Source organism: Leclercia sp. 119287 (assembly GCF_009734485.1).
GTDB classification, from domain to species: Bacteria; Pseudomonadota; Gammaproteobacteria; order Enterobacterales; family Enterobacteriaceae; genus Enterobacter; species Enterobacter adecarboxylatus_C.
In genome coordinates this window covers 4,634,293-4,651,580 of sequence record NZ_CP046445.1, presented here as the reverse complement: position 1 = coordinate 4,651,580, position 17,288 = coordinate 4,634,293, and the positions used below count along the sequence as shown (strand labels likewise).

The window sequence follows — 17,288 nt, the reverse complement described above, 5'->3', positions numbered from 1 at the left end:
AATGTTGCGTCATTTTACGACCTGTCACGAAAAAACGATATTCCTTGGCTTACAGGGGTGTAAACCCGATGTTTCAGCAGAATAAGGACTGGGAAACGCGAGAAAAGGCTTTTGCCGCTTTCTCTATGGGGCCGTTGACCGATTTCTGGCGCCAGCGCGAAGAGGGCGGGTTTACAGGCGTCGATGATGTTCCTGTGCGCTTTGTTCGTTTTCAGGCCGAAACCCATGATTCGGTGATAATAATTTGTCCCGGACGGATCGAAAGTTACGTCAAGTATGCCGAGCTGGCATACGATCTCTTCCGGCTGGGTTATGACGTGCTGATTATCGACCACCGTGGTCAGGGGCGCTCCGGGCGAATGCTGTCCGACACGCACCGCGGCCATGTAAGTCAGTTCAGCGATTACGTCGATGATTTTGCCGCCTTCTGGCAGCAGGAAGTGCAGCCCGGCCGATGGCGAAAACGGTTTATTCTGGCGCACTCGATGGGCGGCGCGATCGCCACGCTGTTTTTACAGCGCCACCCGCAGCATCAGTGTGATGCCATTGCCCTGAGCGCCCCGATGTTTGGCATCGTCATGCGTTTTCCGGACTGGATGGTACGCCATATCCTCGACTGGGCTGAGGGCCATCAGCGCATTCGTGAAGGCTACGCCATCGGCACCGGGCGCTGGCGCGCACTGCCGTTTGCCATTAACGTGTTAACCCACAGTCGGCAGCGTTATCGCCGCAACCTGCGCTTTTATGCGGATGAACCGCGTTTACGCGTCGGTGGTCCCACTTACCACTGGGTGCGCGAAGGCATTCTGGCAGGTGAGGAGGCGATGGCGGGCGCCGGCCAGGACGATACTCCCACAATTATCCTTCAGGCAGAAGAGGAGCGGGTAGTGGATAACCGCATGCACGACCGCTTCTGTGAACTGCGAGCCGCAGCCGGTCACCCTTGCGAAGGGGGTAAACCGCTGGTCATAAACGGCGCGTACCATGAGATCCTTTTTGAAAAGGACGCCATGCGCTCAGTCGCACTCAACGCCATCGTCGACTTTTTCGGCAGGCATAACTGATATTCACCAGAGGTTAAATTTTTCTATGTACCAGGTTGTCGCGTCTGATTTAGATGGCACGCTGCTCTCTCCCGACCACACTTTATCGCCTTACGCGAAAGAGACCTTAAAACTCCTGACTGCCCGTGGCGTGAATTTCGTCTTCGCCACCGGCCGCCACCACGTTGATGTGGGGCAGATCCGCGATAATCTTGAGATCAAGTCCTACATGATCACCTCCAACGGTGCCCGCGTGCACGATCTGGACGGGAATCTGATCTTCACCCATAACCTCGATCGCGACATCGCCACCGATCTGTTCGGGATCATGCATAACAACCCCGATATCATCACCAACGTCTATCGCGATGATGAGTGGTTTATGAACCGTCACCGCCCGGACGAGATGCGTTTCTTCAAAGAGGCGGTCTTCAACTATTCGCTGTATGAACCGGGCCTGCTGGAGCCGGAAGGCATCAGTAAGGTGTTCTTCACCACTGACAGCCACGAAGCGCTGCTGCCGCTGGAGCAGGCGATCAACGCCCGCTGGGGCGATCGGGTTAACGTCAGCTTCTCCACGCTTACCTGTCTGGAAGTAATGGCGGGCGGCGTCTCCAAGGGTCATGCTCTGGAAGCGGTTGCCAAACGTCTGGGCTTTGATCTGCAGGACTGTATTGCCTTTGGCGACGGTATGAACGACGCCGAAATGCTCTCCATGGCGGGGAAAGGCTGCATCATGGAAAACGCCCACCAGCGCCTGAAAGACCTGCACCCGGAGCTGGAAGTGATCGGCACCAACGGTGACAACGCGGTGCCAAAATACCTGCGTAAGCTGTTCCTTGAATAATCTTCATTTGGTTGTTTAACGTTCAGTTGTCAACCAAAGAGTTCGCTACAATGCCTGTCCATCTTCCAGAGAGACAAGCATTGTGGCGCTACTCATCATCACCACTATCCTGTGGGCCTTCTCCTTTAGCCTGATCGGTGAATATCTTGCCGGACATGTCGACAGCTACTTCTCGGTGCTGATGCGCGTCGGGCTGGCGGCGCTGGTGTTCCTGCCGTTCCTGCGTACGCGCGGGCAAACGCTGAAAACGATCCTGCTCTATATGCTGGTGGGCGCGATGCAGCTTGGCATCATGTATCTGTTCAGCTTCCGGGCTTACGTTTATCTGTCGGTATCGGAATTCCTGCTGTTTACCGTGCTGACGCCGCTCTATATCACCCTGATTTACGATCTGCTGAGCAAGCGCCGGCTGCGCTGGGGCTACCTGCTGAGCGCCGCGCTGGCGGTAGTGGGTGCGGCGATCATTCGCTATGACAAAGTGAGCGATCATTTCTGGACCGGACTGATGTTCGTCCAGCTCGCCAACATCAGCTTTGCGATTGGCATGGTGGGCTATAAACGCCTGATGGAGACCCGGCCAATGCCGCAGCACAACGCCTTTGCCTGGTTCTATATGGGGGCAGCGATAGTAGCGGTGGCGGCGTGGTTCATGCTGGGTAATCCGCAGAAGCTGCCGACCACCACGCTGCAGTGGAGCGTGCTGATCTGGCTGGGGGTGGTGGCATCCGGGCTGGGTTACTTCATGTGGAACTACGGCGCCACGCAGGTGGACGCCGGGACGCTGGGGATCATGAACAACGTCCACGTCCCTGCGGGCCTGCTGGTGAACCTCGCCATCTGGCAGGAACAACCGCACTGGCCGAGCTTCATTATTGGGGGGACGGTGATCCTGGCTTCACTGTGGGTACATCGCCGTTGGGTCGCTCCGCGCTCCGGACAAACGGTAGATGGTCGCAAGCATGGTTCCGCGCTGAGCGAATAAAGGCCTCGGTAATCGGTTGACGCTGCTCGCCATCGCGCACGGCGGCGTACAACCGGCTCCACAATCCCTCGCCCAGGGTTTTAGTCACCACCAGACCCTGGCGTTCAAAACTCTCCACCACCCAGTGCGGCAGCGCCGCGATGCCCATTCTGGCCGCCACCATCTGAATCAACAGCAGGGTGTTATCCACGCTTTTCAGCTGCGGGCTGATGCCCGCCGGCTGCAGAAAGTGACGCCAGATATCCAGACGACTGCGCTGAACCGGGTAGATCAGCAGCGTTTCCGTCGCCAGATCTTCCGGCGTGATGCGCGCTCTGGCGGCCAGAGGATGGTCCGGGGCCAGCACCAGACGCACTTCAAAATCAAACATGGGCGAATAGTGCAGGCCGCTGCGCGGCAGAATGTCCGAGGTCATCACCAGATCCAGCTCGCCCTGCACCAGGGAGGGCTGCGGATCAAAGGTCACGCCGGATTTAAAGTCCATCTCCACCTGCGGCCACCTCTGGCGGAAGTTCTCAAGCGCGGGGGTCAGCCACTGAATACAGCTGTGACACTCGATGGCGATGCGCAGCCTGGTCTGCTCCGGCTCATGACAGGCCTGCAGCGCGCTGGCGATCTGCGGCAGCACCTGATTGGCCAGCTGTAGCAGGATCTCGCCCTGCGGCGTAAAGCGCAGCGGCTGACTTTTACGCACGAACAGACGAAAGCCAAGGCGTTGTTCCAGATCGCTGAACTGGTGGGAAAGGGCGGACTGCGTCTGGTGCAGCGTGGCCGCCGCCGCCGCGAGAGAACCGCAGTTCCGCAACGCCTGGAGCGTTTTCAGGTGTTTTATCTCGATCATGAAAGTCCTTCACTTCGCCATGAGCAATTTGCGCTTGAGGAATATACAGTACCTTTACAATATGGAAGTGTAAACATCTGGACGTCTAAATCCTGAAAATTCCATAAGGGGCATACCATGACAATTCGTAACCACACCCTCGGTTTTCCACGCGTCGGCCTTCGTCGCGAACTGAAAAAAGCACAAGAGAGCTACTGGGCGGGCAACGCCACGCGTGAAGAACTGCTGGCGGTAGGGCGCGAGCTGCGCGCCCGTCACTGGGACCAGCAAAAGCAGGCTGGCGTGGATCTGCTCCCGGTGGGCGATTTTGCCTGGTACGACCATGTTCTGACCACCAGCCTGCTGCTTGGCAACGTGCCGGCTCGTCATCAGAACAGCGATGGATCGGTGGATATCGACACCCTGTTCCGTATTGGCCGTGGCCGCGCACCGACCGGCGAGCCTGCGGCGGCAGCGGAAATGACCAAATGGTTTAACACTAACTATCACTACATGGTGCCGGAGTTCGTTAAAGGTCAGCAGTTCAAACTGACCTGGACCCAGCTGCTGGATGAGGTGGACGAAGCGCTGGCGCTGGGCCACAAGGTCAAACCTGTCCTGCTGGGCCCGGTTACGTATCTGTGGCTGGGTAAAGTGAAGGGCGAGCAGTTTGACCGCCTGAGCCTGCTGAACGACATCCTGCCGGTGTATCAGCAGGTGCTGGGCGAGCTGGCAAAACGCGGCGTTGAGTGGGTGCAGATCGACGAACCGGCGCTGGTGCTGGAGCTGCCGCAGGCATGGCTGGATGCTTTCAAACCGGCGTACGACGCGCTCACGGGCCGGGTAAAACTGCTGCTGACCACCTATTTCGAAGGGGTGACGCCGAACCTCGACACCATCACCGCGCTGCCGGTGCAGGGGCTGCACGTAGACCTGGTTCACGGTAACGATGAGGTAGCCGAGCTGCACACCCGTCTGCCTGCGAACTGGCTGCTCTCTGCCGGACTGGTGAACGGGCGTAACGTCTGGCGCGCTGACCTGACAGAAAAATATAACCAAATCAAAGGTATTATAGGCAAGCGCGAGCTATGGGTCGCCTCCTCTTGTTCACTGCTGCACAGCCCAATCGACCTGAACGTCGAGACCCGCCTGGATGCGGAAGTGAAGAGCTGGTTCGCCTTCGCCCTGCAAAAATGCGAAGAGCTGGCGTTGCTGCGTGATGCGCTGAATACGGGTGACACCGCCGCCATTACCGAATGGAGCGCGCCGATTCAGGCCCGTCGTCACTCGACGCGCGTGCACAATGCCGCCGTGGAAAAACGTCTGGCGGCCATCACTGCCCAGGACAGCCAGCGTCAGAATGGCTATGAGGTGCGTGCCGAAGCCCAGCGTGCCCGTTTCAACCTGCCGGCCTGGCCGACCACCACCATCGGTTCCTTCCCGCAGACCACCGAGATCCGCGGCCTGCGTCTGGACTTCAAAAAGGGCAACCTGGATGCGGGCAACTACCGCACCGGCATCGCCGAACACATCAAACAGGCCATTGTGGAGCAGGAACGTTTAGGACTCGACGTGCTGGTGCACGGTGAAGCCGAGCGTAACGACATGGTGGAGTACTTCGGTGAACACCTCGACGGGTTTGTCTTTACCCAGAACGGCTGGGTGCAGAGCTACGGCTCCCGCTGCGTGAAGCCGCCGGTAGTGATTGGCGACGTCAGCCGTCCGGAAGCGATCACCGTGGAGTGGGCGAAATATGCTCAGTCTCTGACCGACAAGCCGGTAAAAGGCATGCTGACCGGTCCGGTGACCATCCTTTGCTGGTCCTTCCCGCGCGAAGACGTGACCCGTGAGACCATCGCCAAACAGATTGCCCTGGCGCTGCGTGATGAAGTGGCGGATCTGGAAGCGGCGGGCATTGGCATCATCCAGATCGACGAACCGGCGCTGCGCGAAGGCTTGCCGCTACGTCGCAGCGACTGGGATGCCTACCTGGCGTGGGGTGTGGAAGCCTTCCGTATCAACGCCGCCGTGGCGAAGGATGACACCCAGATCCATACCCACATGTGTTACTGCGAATTTAACGACATCATGGATTCCATTGCCGCGCTGGATGCCGACGTGATCACCATCGAGACGTCCCGTTCCGACATGGAGCTGCTGGAGTCGTTCGAAGAGTTCGACTACCCGAACGAGATCGGGCCGGGCGTGTACGACATTCACTCCCCGAACGTCCCGAGCGTGGAGTGGATTGAAGCCCTGCTGCAGAAAGCGGCGCAGCGTATCCCCGCAGAGCGCCTGTGGGTGAACCCGGACTGCGGCCTGAAAACCCGCGGCTGGCCGGAGACCCGTAGCGCGCTGGCGAACATGGTTAAGGCGGCGCAGAATTTGCGCCAGGGTTAACCCCGAAGCACGATTAAATGTCATTTGTAGGCCCGGTAAGGCGCAGCCGCCACCGGGCGATTTACGCCTGCCCATCCATCAGCCGGCTAATATGGATGCTCAACCACGTCAGCTCATCTTTCGGCAGGGTGAGCTGATATTTATCCTGCACATAATCACGGATCACCCACGCCACGGTCATCGCGTCCGGGCGGTGGCGCATCAGCTCCTGATAAAAATCCTCGGTCTCGCTGAGGGCGATTTTCCCGGCCAGCACCCGCTCGGAAAAATAACGCAGATGGGTGATAAAGCGCATATAGTTAACCGACTGCGTATCGATGCTCTTGCCCAGCTTATAGCGCACGATATCAGCGATGCGGTTGACCAGCTCAACCTGCTGGTGGGCGGTGCTGTCGTCGTCCTGGCTGCTGGCGTTGATCAGATGAAAGGCGATATTTACCGCCTCTTCTTCAGGTAACTCGATGTCAAACTTCTCATTCACCTGGGCGCGTGCCTGCAAACCGATACTGTACTCCTGCGGATAGTAACGCTTCACTTCCCAGCTCAGCTTATTGAGGATCGTCTGCCCGCTGCGGCTGCGCTCCACCGCAAAGTGCAGATGCTCCGCAAGGGTAAAGAGCAATACGGAATTGAGCTTATCCCCACACAGGCGGCGCGCGAGGATAAGAATTTCATGGCTAATGTCGAAGAACGCCGCAGGAATGGTGTCCGTCAGGGATAAAAAATGGCGGGATTTGAGATCGCTCAGCGGCAGGAACACTTTCTCCACCTGCGCGAGGTCGATATGGGTACCGGGTTTCGCCCCAAATCCGATCCCCTTGCCGAACAAAATCATCTCCCGCTGGTCGTTATCGACCAGCAGCATGCTGTTATTAAGCGACTTTTTTATCGTTATCACGGTTATTCCTGCGGCATGGCCGGTTAGCTCATGTCTGCGCCATTGCTGGCAATCACTTTTTTGTACCACCAGAAGGAGTCTTTTTTCAGGCGCTTCAGCGTGCCTTTACCTTCATCGTCCTGATCGACATAGATAAAGCCGTAGCGCTTGGACATCTGCGAGGTGCCCGCACTGATAATGTCGATGCAGCCCCAGGTGGTGAATCCCATCACATCCACCCCTTCATTTATAGCTGCCAACGTTTGCTCGAAGTGGGCGCGGAAGTAGTCGATGCGGTAGCTGTCGTGGATCGCGCCGTTTTCCACGACATCTTTCGCGCCAAGACCATTCTCCACGATAAACAGTGGCTTCTGGTAACGGTCATACAGCTCCAGCAGGGAGATTTTCAGCCCGACAGGGTCAATCTGCCAGCCCCATTCGGATGCCGGCAGGTACGGGTTTTTCACCCCGAGAACGGTATTCCCCGGGATGCGCTCTACGTCCGGCTGGGTCGATTCGGTCATCGACATGTAGTAGCTAAAGGAGACGAAGTCGACGGCATGATCCTTTAAGATGCGCTGATCGTCGGCCTGCATCGCAATCTGGATATCCCGCCGCGCCAGATCGCGCAGGATCAGCGGCGGATACTCGCCAAACACCTGTACATCGGCGTAGAAATAGTTCTCCAGATTCTTCTTCAGCGTCGCTTCCACGTCTTCCGGACGGCAGCTGTGCGGATAGGTGGTGAGTTTGGTCAGCATGCACCCGACTTGGCTACCCGGGATTTTGGCGTGGCAGTCGCGCGTCACCAGCGCAGAGGCGACAAACTGGTGATGCAGCCCCTGGTAGATATCCTGCTGGGCTTTGCCCGGCGCGCTTTTCTCTTCCCGGATGCCCGCCGTGGTAAAGGGGTGGCGATGGATACTGTCGATCTCATTAAACGTCAGCCAGTAGCGGACCAGATCTTTATAGCGATCGAAACAGACGTTGCTGAAGCGCACAAAAGCATCCACCACGTTGCGATGCACCCAGCCGTTGTACTTTTCGCTCAGGGCCAGCGGCATTTCGTAGTGAGAGAGGGTCACCAGCGGCTCGATGTTGTGGCGACGCAGCTCGCGGAACATCTCTTCATAAAACTGCAATCCTGCCTCGTTTGGCGCAGCGTCTTCACCGGTCGGGAAGATACGCGACCAGGCGATCGACACCCGCAGCACGGTATAGCCCATCTCAGCAAACAGGGCGATATCGTCCTTATAGTGGTGATAAAAATCGATGCCGCGGCGTTTCGGGTAGAGCGCGTCATTTTTACCTTCAAACGCGTCGCGGATGTTCTCGTCCGTCAGCGCCATATGGCCGCTGTAATCCTTCACGGACAGATTGGGCTTCCAGGTGATGGCGTCAGCTACGGACGGCCCTTTGCCATCCACTTTCCATGCCCCTTCGGCCTGATTAGCGGCTATAGCGCCACCCCATAAAAAACCTTGCGGAAACGGGAGGGATTTCTCCATTACACGGACTCCTTAAGCGTCATGATGATATGCGGGTCTGGATTCTTATCGTCGGTATTACCTGGTGTCAGCGAAAAGCGTTCGCCGTTCGTCACCACCATCATCACCACCGGATCGAGCCCGGCGGAAGTGATGGTATCGAGTGAAAATTCAATCAGCGTGTCGCCGCTCTTCACATGTTGGCCCTCCACCACCCGTGGGGAGAAACCTTCACCCTGCAGCCGGATGGTGTCGATGCCGATATGGAAAATCAGCTCGACGCCCGCGTCGGTGAGCAGGCTCAGCGCATGGCCGCTGTCAAATACGTTCACGATGGTTCCATCCGCCGGGGCCCGCAGCACGCCCTGGGAAGGAATAATAGCGATGCCGTCGCCCATGATTTTGCGGGAGAAGACGTCATCGTTAACGTTTTCAAGCGGGATGATCTGCCCTTCGACCGGGCGGGTGAGGCTCAGCGCGTCGGTGTGTTCAGCCGCTTTATCACGCCACAGCACGAAGGCGCTGATAAAGGCGACGGCAAAAGATAGCCCCGCCCCGGCGAAGGCCCAGACGATGTTCATCGGGTTATCCGGAGAGACAAACATTGAGATGCTGGCAAGGCCAGGGCCGACAAGGGCAAAGGCCTGAATCGCCATCCAGCCAATAAATGCCCCACCCACGATGCTGCCGAGGATCACGCTGTAAAGCGCCTTTTTATTCAGCAACGTAACGCCATACAGCGCCGGTTCGGTAATGCCGAACAGGGCGGAGATCCCGGCGGAGAAGGCGGTAGATTTCAGCACCTTGTCTTTGCTCTTGAGCGCAATCGCCAGGCACGCGCCGGACTCGGCAATGTTGTGCGCCAGCGACGCGGGCAGATAGAGCATCTCGCGCCCGAACTGGCTCATGGAGGCCACGGCGTAGGGCAGCATCGGCTTGTGCATCCCGGCGGCGACCATGAAGGGCAGGGCGGCGGCCAGCAGCCCGGTGGCGACAAAACCGAGTTTGCCGTAGAGCCATAAAATCACCGTTGCCAGGCCGGCACCCAGCTCGTAGCCCAGCGGCCCCAGGATCAGCAGCGTAACGGGGACCGTCACCAGCAGAGAGAGCATAGGCGAGAGAAAAATGCGCAGCGCGCCGGGGGAGTAGCGGTTGAACAGCTTCTCCGTCCGGGCGTAAAACAGCACGCACAGAATGGCCGGGAATACCTGCGAGGCGTAGGCGACGTTGCGCAGATCGAACGACATGAACGCCGTTCCGTCGGCCAGCTGTTTGGTCATCGCCGGCAGCACCATCACGGAAACTGCCGAGACGGCCACCAGCACGTTCACCTTCAGCTTCATCGCCGTGGTGATCGCCACCAGGATCGGCAGGAAGTAGAGCGGCGCGGAGCCGATATTATCCAGTACCTTGTAGGTCGAACTGTCCCGGCTGAGCCAGCCCATGACGTCCAGCAACAGCAGCAGCGATTTCAGGACGCCGCCACCGGCAATGGCAGGCACCAGCGGCTGAAAAACGCTTATCACGAAATCGACAACCTGCGCGCCACGGCTGATTCTGACAGGTGTATGTTGTCCGCCCGCCTGAGGGGCCCCCACCAGCGAGCGCACCGCCTCAAAGACCTGCACCACTTCGTGACCAATAATCACCTGGCACTGCACGTTCACCCGCACGCCCAGCACGCCGTCGACCTTTGCCAACGCCGCTTCGTTGACCTTGCCATTGTCGTACAGGCTCAGCCGTAAACGGGTGGAACAGTGTTCGATATGTTCGATATTCTCAGCACCGCCGACCTGGGCGATGATGTCCAGCGCTGTTTGCAAGTGGTTCATGTTCTGGCCCCTGTCTCCAGAGCAAAAAAAAAGACCTGAACCCCCTCTCCGCTCGAAAACGGAGAGGGGGTTCAGGTCTTGCCTACGGATCGTAGTTACACGCCTGTGGTTTTTATATCGTCCAGATTGTGTTTAAAAGTCAAACAGTCGCGTCACTTTGCGTAGCGAAATGTGAGCCGCTTAACCTTTTTTACCACCATATTGTTGGAACCAGGCCAGCATCCGCTGCCAGCCATCTTTGGCTGATTCCGCGTGATAGCTCGGGCGATAATCAGCGTTGAAAGCGTGTCCGGCTCCCGGGTAAACCACAATCTCCGCTGTTGCGTTTGCCGCACGCAGGGCATGACGCATGGTCTCTACCGTATCCAGCGGGATCCCGGTATCTTCTGCGCCATACAACCCGAGGACGGGCGCGTTCAAATCGGTTGCAATATCAACCGGATGCTTCGGTGAATTCAGCGTCTTTTCGCCCACCAGCTTGCCATACCACGCCACGGCGGCTTTCAGCTGCGGGTTGTGCGCGGCATACAGCCAGCTGATACGGCCGCCCCAGCAGAAGCCGGTTGCCAGCAGACGATGGGGATCGCCCCCGTTGCGCGCCGCCCAGTTCGCGACGTGGTCAAGATCCGCCAGCACCTGCGCATCCGGCACTTTAGTGACTAGGTTGCTGAACAGGGTGGGAATGTCGTTGTAATCGTTCGGGTCGCCCTGACGGAAATAGAGCTCAGGCGCGACGGCCAGATAGCCTTCCAGCGCCAGGCGACGGCACATATCGCGAATATGCTCATGTACGCCGAAAATTTCCTGAATCACGATGACGATCGGCAATGCCCCTTGCGCATTTTTGGGCCGGGCATGGTAAGCGGGCATATTATCGCCCTGGGTCGGAATCGAGGTCTCCCCGGCGGTAATCGCCTCGTCGGGGGTAGTGACAACGGTTGAGGCTTGCAGGTCAGCAGCAGGGGCAAATCCAGATTTTCCAGTCATGGCATTCTCCGTACCAATTAGCGCAAAAGTAAATATAGTCCGCAGGTTAACAATCCACAGTGCCCGAAACAGGCTATCTTTTGTGCAACAGATAACGATATAACTCGTTAATGTGATGTTAATCACTATTTCATGGTAATTAACTGCAATCAATTTTATTCATGGTGATGTCTGTCACGAAACAAGGCCGGTTCCTCCGGTAAAGTACCGCTTTGCTTCTGCTGACAAACTGACCCACAGAGGAGTTTTCTATGTCTAAGTCTGATGTTTTTCATCTCGGCCTCACTAAAAACGATTTACAAGGGGCTACGCTCGCTATCGTCCCTGGCGATCCTGAGCGTGTGGAAAAGATCGCCGCGCTGATGGATAAGCCGGTTAAGCTGGCAGCCCATCGCGAATTCACGACCTGGCGGGCAGAGCTGGATGGCAAAGCGGTGATCGTGTGCTCTACCGGTATCGGTGGCCCGTCTACCTCAATTGCCGTTGAAGAGCTGGCGCAGCTGGGCATCCGTACTTTCCTGCGTATCGGTACGACCGGTGCGATCCAGCCGCACATCAACGTTGGCGACGTGCTGGTTACCACCGCGTCCGTGCGTCTGGACGGCGCGAGCCTGCACTTTGCGCCAATGGAGTTCCCGGCAGTGGCCGATTTCGAGTGCACCACCGCGCTGGTGGAAGCCGCGAAATCCGTCGGCGCGACCACGCACGTTGGCGTGACCGCCTCCTCTGATACCTTCTATCCTGGCCAGGAGCGCTACGACACCTTCTCCGGCCGCGTAGTCAACCGTTTCAAAGGCTCGATGGAAGAGTGGCAGTCGATGGGGGTGATGAACTATGAAATGGAATCTGCCACGCTGCTGACCATGTGCGCAAGCCAGGGTCTGCGTGCCGGTATGGTTGCGGGCGTCATTGTTAACCGCACCCAGCAAGAGATCCCTAACGCCGAGACCATGAAGCAGACCGAAAGCCACGCGGTGAAAATCGTGGTGGAAGCGGCCCGCCGCCTGCTGTAATTTCCCCTTTTCCTTGCCAAAGGCCGACCTGCTCGGCCTTTTTCTTTGCGTAGCGCCTCGCAGAAAACCCTTTTCAAACTGGACGTTTATACAGCACAATTCTATTTTGTGCGGGTCATACCTTGATGCAGGGGGCGTCGTGGATATTTCCATCCTTTTTTATGCCGTTATTGCGCTGGTCAGCGTCGGCGTGGGCTGGTTGTTCGCCAGCTATCAGCATGCGCAGCAGAAGGCCGATCAGCTTGCCGAACGCGAAGAGATGGTGGCCGATCTCAGTGCATTAAGACAGAACATAGCCCAGAGCGGGCACTGGCGCGACGAATGCGAGCTGCTCAACAACGAGCTGCGCAATCTGCGGGATATCAACACCTCGCTGGAAGCTGACCTGCGCGAAGTCACTACCCGGCTGGAGTCCACCCAGCTGCATGCGGAAGACAAAATCCGCCAGATGATCAACAGCGAACAGCGCCTGAGCGAGCAGTTCGAAAACCTCGCCAACCGCATCTTTGAGCAGAGTAACCGCCGCGTCGATGAACAAAACCGCCAGAGCCTGAACGGCCTGCTGTCGCCCCTGCGCGAACAGCTGGACGGCTTTCGTCGCCAGGTGCAGGACAGCTTCGGTCAGGAGGCGCGGGAGCGCCACACGCTGGCCCATGAAATCCGCAACCTCCAGCAGCTGAATGCCCAGATGGCGCAGGAGGCCATCAATCTCACTAAAGCGCTGAAAGGCGACAATAAAACCCAGGGTAACTGGGGCGAAGTCGTCCTGACCCGCGTGCTGGAAGCCTCTGGCCTGCGCGAGGGCCACGAATATCAAACCCAGGTCAGCATTGAAACTGAGAGCCGCGCGCGAATGCAGCCCGACGTCATTGTGCGTCTGCCGCAGGATAAGGACGTGGTCATCGATGCCAAAATGACCCTGGTGGCCTATGAGCGCTACTTCAACGCCGAAGATGACTACACCCGCGAGTCGGCGCTGCAGGAGCATATCGCCTCGGTGCGTAACCATATCCGTCTGCTGGGACGCAAAGACTATCAGCAGCTGCCCGGCCTGCGTTCGCTCGACTACGTGCTAATGTTTATCCCGGTTGAACCAGCCTTTTTACTGGCGCTGGACCGCCAGCCGGAGCTGATCTCCGAGGCGCTGAAAAACAACATTATGCTGGTCAGCCCCACCACGCTGCTGGTGGCGCTGCGCACCATTGCTAATCTGTGGCGCTATGAGCACCAGAGCCGCAATGCCCAGCAGATTGCCGATCGCGCCAGCCGCCTGTATGACAAAATGCGCCTGTTCGTCGATGATATGTCGTCGGTCGGGCAGAGCCTGGATCGCGCCCAGGATAACTACCGTCAGGCGATGAAAAAGCTGGCCTCCGGGCGGGGTAACCTGCTGGCTCAGGCCGAATCGTTCCGCAGCCTGGGCGTGGAAGTAAAACGCGAGATTAATCCGGAATTAGTTGAACAGGCCACGTCGCAGGATGAAGAGTACCGGCTGCGCAGTGATGAGCCCGTTCAAAATACAAACAACACCTTAGCAGGCGCGCAGGCGTCGGCAGACCCCCTGGAGCGTTATTCCCGGGGTGGTTGAATCGTAGGGCAAATGCGCCCAATCTGTTACACTTCTCAAACATTTGACTGATAAGCAGGCTCTGAGATGGTTGAAGATTCACAAGACACAACGCACTTTGGCTTTCAGACTGTCGCTAAAGCGCAGAAAGCTGACATGGTGGCCCACGTATTCCATTCCGTGGCGGCGAAGTACGATGTAATGAATGACCTGATGTCATTCGGCATTCATCGCTTGTGGAAGCGCTTCACTATTGACTGTAGCGGCGTGCGTCGTGGACAAACCGTGCTGGATCTGGCGGGCGGCACCGGCGACCTGACAGCGAAATTCTCGCGTCTGGTGGGCGAAACGGGCCGCGTGGTGCTGGCTGATATCAACGACTCCATGCTGAAAATGGGTCGTGAAAAACTGCGCAATATTGGCGTGGTCGGCAACGTTGAATATGTCCAGGCGAACGCTGAAGCGCTGCCTTTCCCGGATAACACCTTTGACTGCATTACCATCTCTTTCGGTCTGCGTAACGTCACCGATAAAGAGAAAGCGCTGCGTTCCATGTACCGCGTGCTGAAACCGGGTGGACGTCTGCTGGTGCTGGAGTTCTCGAAGCCGATTATTGAGCCGCTGAGCAAAGCCTACGACGCCTATTCGTTCCACATTCTGCCGCGCATTGGCGAAATGGTTGCCAACGATGCAGACAGCTATCGCTATCTGGCCGAATCCATCCGTATGCACCCAAACCAGGACACCTTAAAAGCCATGATGCAGGATGCAGGCTTTGACAATGTTGATTACTTCAACATGACGGCAGGCGTTGTCGCGCTGCATCGCGGTTATAAGTTCTGAGTGGAGGTGGCAAATGCCGTTTAAACCCTTGATCACAGCCGGTGTGGAAAACGTACTCAATACCTTTCTGTACCGGTCTCCCGCGCTAAAAACGGCGCGTCAGCGTCTTAACGGCAAAGTGCTGCGGGTAGTATTAAAAGAGTTTTCGACTCCGCTGGTGCTGGTGTTCAGCGAGCGTCAGCTCGACGTGCTGGGGGAGTGGGAAGGCGAGGCCGACTGCTCCGTCATCACCCATATGAGCACCCTGCCTAAACTGCGCGATCGCCAGCAGCTTACCGCCCTGATCCGCAGCGGCGAGCTGGAGGTTCAAGGCGATATCCAGGTGGTGCAGAACTTTGTCGCGCTGGCCGATCTGGCCGAGTTCGACCCGGCAGAGCTGCTGGCCCCCTGGACCAGCGATATTGCCGCTGAGGGGATTGGTAAAGTACTGCGCGGCGGTGCCTCGTTGCTGAAGAAGGGGTTTCAGCGCCAGCAGCGCTATGCCGCGGAAGTGCTGACCGAGGAGTGGCGCATGGCGCCGGGGCCGCTGGAAGCGGCATGGTTTGCAGAAGAGACCGCCGCGGTTGAGCGTGCAGTTGATGCACTGACAAAACGGCTTGAAAAACTGGAGGGCAAATGACGCCTGGTGAAATTCGGCGCCTCTACTTTATCATCCGCACCTTTTTAAGTTACGGGCTCGACGAGCTTATCCCCCGAATGCGCATCACACTGCCGCTGCGTATCTGGCGGCGAACGCTATTCTGGATGCCAAATCGCCATCAGGACAAACTGCTTGGTGAGCGACTGCGTTTGGCGCTTCAGGAGCTGGGGCCTGTCTGGATCAAGTTCGGCCAGATGCTCTCCACCCGTCGTGACCTGTTCCCGCCAATGATCGCCGATCAGCTGGCGCTGCTGCAGGATAAAGTTGCCCCGTTCGACGGTAAGCTGGCAAAGCAGCAGATCGAAAAAGCGATGGGCGATCTCCCGGTTGAAACCTGGTTCGATGATTTCGACATCCAGCCGCTGGCTTCCGCCTCCATTGCGCAGGTTCACACCGCACGGCTGAAAGAGAATGGCAAAGAGGTGGTCATCAAGGTGATCCGCCCGGACATTCTGCCGATCATCCGAGCCGACATGAAACTCATCTACCGCCTGGCCCGCTGGGTGCCGCGTCTGCTGCCTGACGGCCGCCGCCTGCGCCCGATGGAAGTGGTGCGCGAATATGAAAAGACGCTAATTGATGAGCTGAACCTGCTGCGGGAATCGGCGAACGCCATTCAGCTGCGCCGTAACTTTGAAAACAGCCCGATGCTGTATGTGCCGGAAGTCTATTCCGACTATTGCAGCCAGGACATGATGGTGATGGAGCGCATCTACGGGATCCCGGTCTCGGACGTCGCAACCCTGGAAAAGCAGGGTACCAACATGAAGCTGCTGGCCGAGCGTGGCGTGCAGGTCTTCTTCACCCAGGTGTTCCGGGACAGCTTCTTCCACGCCGACATGCACCCGGGGAATATCTTCGTCAGCTACGAGCATCCTGAAGATCCGCAGTATATCGGCATCGACTGCGGTATCGTCGGCTCGCTGAACAAAGAAGATAAGCGCTATCTGGCCGAGAACTTTATCGCCTTCTTTAACCGCGATTATCGTAAAGTGGCCGAGCTGCACGTCGATTCCGGCTGGGTTCCGCCGGATACCAACGTAGAAGAGTTTGAGTTCGCCATTCGTACGGTCTGTGAGCCTATTTTCGAGAAGCCGCTGGCTGAGATCTCGTTCGGCCATGTGCTGCTGAACCTGTTCAATACCGCCCGCCGCTTTAATATGGAAGTACAGCCCCAGTTAGTTTTACTTCAGAAAACATTACTTTACGTTGAAGGGGTGGGGCGACAGCTTTATCCTCAGTTAGACTTATGGAAAACGGCAAAACCCTTCCTTGAGTCGTGGATCAAGGACCAGGTGGGTCTTCCGGCGCTGGTGCGCTCCCTGAAAGAGAAAGCGCCGTTCTGGATTGAAAAAATGCCTGAAATTCCTGAACTGGTGTATGACAGTTTGCGTCAGAGCAAAAACTTGCAACACAGCGTGGATAAAATTGCCCGCGAGTTGCAAACCAACCATGTGCGTCAGGGGCAGTCCCGGTATCTGTTTGGCATTGGGGCGACACTGTTGTTAAGCGGCACGCTGCTGCTGATCAATCGTCCTGAGTGGGAGCTCATGCCTGCCTGGTTGATGGCGGGCGGCGTGGTTGTCTGGCTAGCCGGATGGCGCAAAACGCGCTGAATTGCGTCGCTATACCAGGGCCGCATAACGTATAATGCGGCCTGATTAATTATTCATCTATAACTGGGGAAGATGTATGGGTGGTATCAGTATCTGGCAATTGTTGATCATTGCCGTCATCGTCGTGCTGCTGTTCGGTACCAAAAAACTCGGTTCTATCGGTTCCGATCTCGGTGCGTCCATCAAAGGCTTTAAAAAAGCGATCAAAGATGATGACGAGAAGCAGGATAAATCCAGCCAGGATGCGGATTTCACTGCTAAATCCATCGCTGATAAACAAGACGATGCCAAAAAGGAAAATGCTAAACGCCACGATAACGAGCAGGTGTAATTC

At 57.3% G+C, this 17,288-nt stretch carries 15 protein-coding genes; 10 read left to right on the top strand and 5 right to left on the bottom strand.

Translation table 11 applies throughout. The features are described 5' to 3' along the window. Positions 1 to 68: 68 nt before the first annotated feature. The 3 genes from pldB to GNG27_RS22385 all read left to right on the top strand — a co-directional run bounded on the left by pldB (position 69) and on the right by GNG27_RS22385 (position 2,872). Positions 69 to 1,064 carry a lysophospholipase L2 gene (gene pldB / locus GNG27_RS22395; RefSeq protein ID WP_142487504.1) on the top strand — a complete coding sequence of 332 codons (996 nt, stop codon included), beginning with the start codon at positions 69 to 71 and terminating at the stop codon, positions 1,062 to 1,064. Between the two features lie 25 nt (positions 1,065 to 1,089). Further along, the gene (gene yigL / locus GNG27_RS22390; protein ID WP_142487503.1) at positions 1,090 to 1,890 is read left to right on the top strand and encodes a sugar/pyridoxal phosphate phosphatase YigL; all 801 of its coding nucleotides are present in this window, start codon (positions 1,090 to 1,092) and stop codon (positions 1,888 to 1,890) included. A gap of 82 nt (positions 1,891 to 1,972) precedes the next feature. After that, positions 1,973 to 2,872 (top strand): carboxylate/amino acid/amine transporter, encoded by a 900-nt coding sequence (locus GNG27_RS22385; RefSeq protein WP_142487502.1) that lies wholly within the window; start codon positions 1,973 to 1,975, stop codon positions 2,870 to 2,872. Here the strand turns inward: GNG27_RS22385 and metR are convergent. After that, positions 2,760 to 3,713, bottom strand: a complete 954-nt coding sequence (gene metR, locus GNG27_RS22380) for an HTH-type transcriptional regulator MetR (protein WP_156264849.1) — start codon at positions 3,711 to 3,713, stop codon at positions 2,760 to 2,762. The genes GNG27_RS22385 and metR overlap by 113 nt on opposite strands. 117 nt (positions 3,714 to 3,830) lie before the next feature. Here metR and metE point away from each other — a divergent pair, with 117 nt between their 5' ends. Further along, positions 3,831 to 6,092: a 5-methyltetrahydropteroyltriglutamate--homocysteine S-methyltransferase gene (gene metE / locus GNG27_RS22375; protein WP_156264848.1), complete on the top strand. Its 2,262-nt coding sequence runs from the start codon at positions 3,831 to 3,833 to the stop codon at positions 6,090 to 6,092. A 61-nt stretch (positions 6,093 to 6,153) separates the two neighbouring features. Here the strand turns inward: metE and GNG27_RS22370 are convergent, their stop codons facing one another. From GNG27_RS22370 to GNG27_RS22355, 4 genes are all read right to left on the bottom strand, one after another. After that, positions 6,154 to 6,990: a PRD domain-containing protein gene (locus GNG27_RS22370; protein ID WP_156264847.1), complete on the bottom strand. Its 837-nt coding sequence runs from the start codon at positions 6,988 to 6,990 to the stop codon at positions 6,154 to 6,156. A gap of 23 nt (positions 6,991 to 7,013) precedes the next feature. Beyond that, positions 7,014 to 8,477 carry a glycoside hydrolase family 1 protein gene (locus GNG27_RS22365; protein ID WP_156264846.1) on the bottom strand — a complete coding sequence of 488 codons (1,464 nt, stop codon included), beginning with the start codon at positions 8,475 to 8,477 and terminating at the stop codon, positions 7,014 to 7,016. Further along, positions 8,477 to 10,288 carry a beta-glucoside-specific PTS transporter subunit IIABC gene (locus GNG27_RS22360; protein ID WP_156264845.1) on the bottom strand — a complete coding sequence of 604 codons (1,812 nt, stop codon included), beginning with the start codon at positions 10,286 to 10,288 and terminating at the stop codon, positions 8,477 to 8,479. Before GNG27_RS22360 ends, GNG27_RS22365 begins: the two co-directional genes overlap by 1 nt. A gap of 180 nt (positions 10,289 to 10,468) precedes the next feature. Then, positions 10,469 to 11,275: a dienelactone hydrolase family protein gene (locus GNG27_RS22355; protein WP_156264844.1), complete on the bottom strand. Its 807-nt coding sequence runs from the start codon at positions 11,273 to 11,275 to the stop codon at positions 10,469 to 10,471. Between the two features lie 251 nt (positions 11,276 to 11,526). Between GNG27_RS22355 and udp the strand changes: the two genes are divergently transcribed. The 6 genes from udp (at position 11,527) to tatA (ending at position 17,285) form a co-directional block, all read left to right on the top strand. Continuing rightward, entirely contained in the window at positions 11,527 to 12,288 is a 762-nt protein-coding gene (gene udp / locus GNG27_RS22350; RefSeq protein WP_106995909.1) for a uridine phosphorylase, read from the top strand. A 139-nt stretch (positions 12,289 to 12,427) separates the two neighbouring features. Continuing rightward, positions 12,428 to 13,876 carry a DNA recombination protein RmuC gene (gene rmuC, locus GNG27_RS22345; protein WP_142487495.1) on the top strand — a complete coding sequence of 483 codons (1,449 nt, stop codon included), beginning with the start codon at positions 12,428 to 12,430 and terminating at the stop codon, positions 13,874 to 13,876. Between the two features lie 66 nt (positions 13,877 to 13,942). Further along, positions 13,943 to 14,698: a bifunctional demethylmenaquinone methyltransferase/2-methoxy-6-polyprenyl-1,4-benzoquinol methylase UbiE gene (gene ubiE / locus GNG27_RS22340; RefSeq protein ID WP_032615102.1), complete on the top strand. Its 756-nt coding sequence runs from the start codon at positions 13,943 to 13,945 to the stop codon at positions 14,696 to 14,698. 13 nt (positions 14,699 to 14,711) lie between these two features. Then, positions 14,712 to 15,317, top strand: a complete 606-nt coding sequence (ubiJ, locus tag GNG27_RS22335; RefSeq protein ID WP_156264843.1) for a ubiquinone biosynthesis protein UbiJ — start codon at positions 14,712 to 14,714, stop codon at positions 15,315 to 15,317. Further along, complete coding sequence (ubiB, locus tag GNG27_RS22330; protein ID WP_142487493.1) at positions 15,314 to 16,954, top strand: ubiquinone biosynthesis regulatory protein kinase UbiB; 1,641 nt, start codon at positions 15,314 to 15,316, stop codon at positions 16,952 to 16,954. Before ubiJ ends, ubiB begins: the two co-directional genes overlap by 4 nt. A gap of 76 nt (positions 16,955 to 17,030) precedes the next feature. Beyond that, positions 17,031 to 17,285, top strand: a complete 255-nt coding sequence (gene tatA / locus GNG27_RS22325) for a Sec-independent protein translocase subunit TatA (RefSeq protein ID WP_032615095.1) — start codon at positions 17,031 to 17,033, stop codon at positions 17,283 to 17,285. Positions 17,286 to 17,288 lie beyond the last annotated feature (3 nt).

What these genes read in the sequence shown, in the direction of transcription:
- pldB (WP_142487504.1), top strand. Translation starts at nt 69, where the DNA reads ATGTTTCAGCAGAATAAGGACTGGGAAACGCGAGAAAAGGCTTTTGCC.
- yigL (WP_142487503.1), top strand. Translation starts at nt 1,090, where the DNA reads ATGTACCAGGTTGTCGCGTCTGATTTAGATGGCACGCTGCTCTCTCCC.
- metR (WP_156264849.1), bottom strand. Translation starts at nt 3,713, where the DNA reads ATGATCGAGATAAAACACCTGAAAACGCTCCAGGCGTTGCGGAACTGC.
- metE (WP_156264848.1), top strand. Translation starts at nt 3,831, where the DNA reads ATGACAATTCGTAACCACACCCTCGGTTTTCCACGCGTCGGCCTTCGT.
- GNG27_RS22365 (WP_156264846.1), bottom strand. Translation starts at nt 8,477, where the DNA reads ATGGAGAAATCCCTCCCGTTTCCGCAAGGTTTTTTATGGGGTGGCGCT.
- GNG27_RS22360 (WP_156264845.1), bottom strand. Translation starts at nt 10,288, where the DNA reads ATGAACCACTTGCAAACAGCGCTGGACATCATCGCCCAGGTCGGCGGT.
- GNG27_RS22355 (WP_156264844.1), bottom strand. Translation starts at nt 11,275, where the DNA reads ATGACTGGAAAATCTGGATTTGCCCCTGCTGCTGACCTGCAAGCCTCA.
- udp (WP_106995909.1), top strand. Translation starts at nt 11,527, where the DNA reads ATGTCTAAGTCTGATGTTTTTCATCTCGGCCTCACTAAAAACGATTTA.
- ubiE (WP_032615102.1), top strand. Translation starts at nt 13,943, where the DNA reads ATGGTTGAAGATTCACAAGACACAACGCACTTTGGCTTTCAGACTGTC.
- ubiJ (WP_156264843.1), top strand. Translation starts at nt 14,712, where the DNA reads ATGCCGTTTAAACCCTTGATCACAGCCGGTGTGGAAAACGTACTCAAT.
- ubiB (WP_142487493.1), top strand. Translation starts at nt 15,314, where the DNA reads ATGACGCCTGGTGAAATTCGGCGCCTCTACTTTATCATCCGCACCTTT.
- tatA (WP_032615095.1), top strand. Translation starts at nt 17,031, where the DNA reads ATGGGTGGTATCAGTATCTGGCAATTGTTGATCATTGCCGTCATCGTC.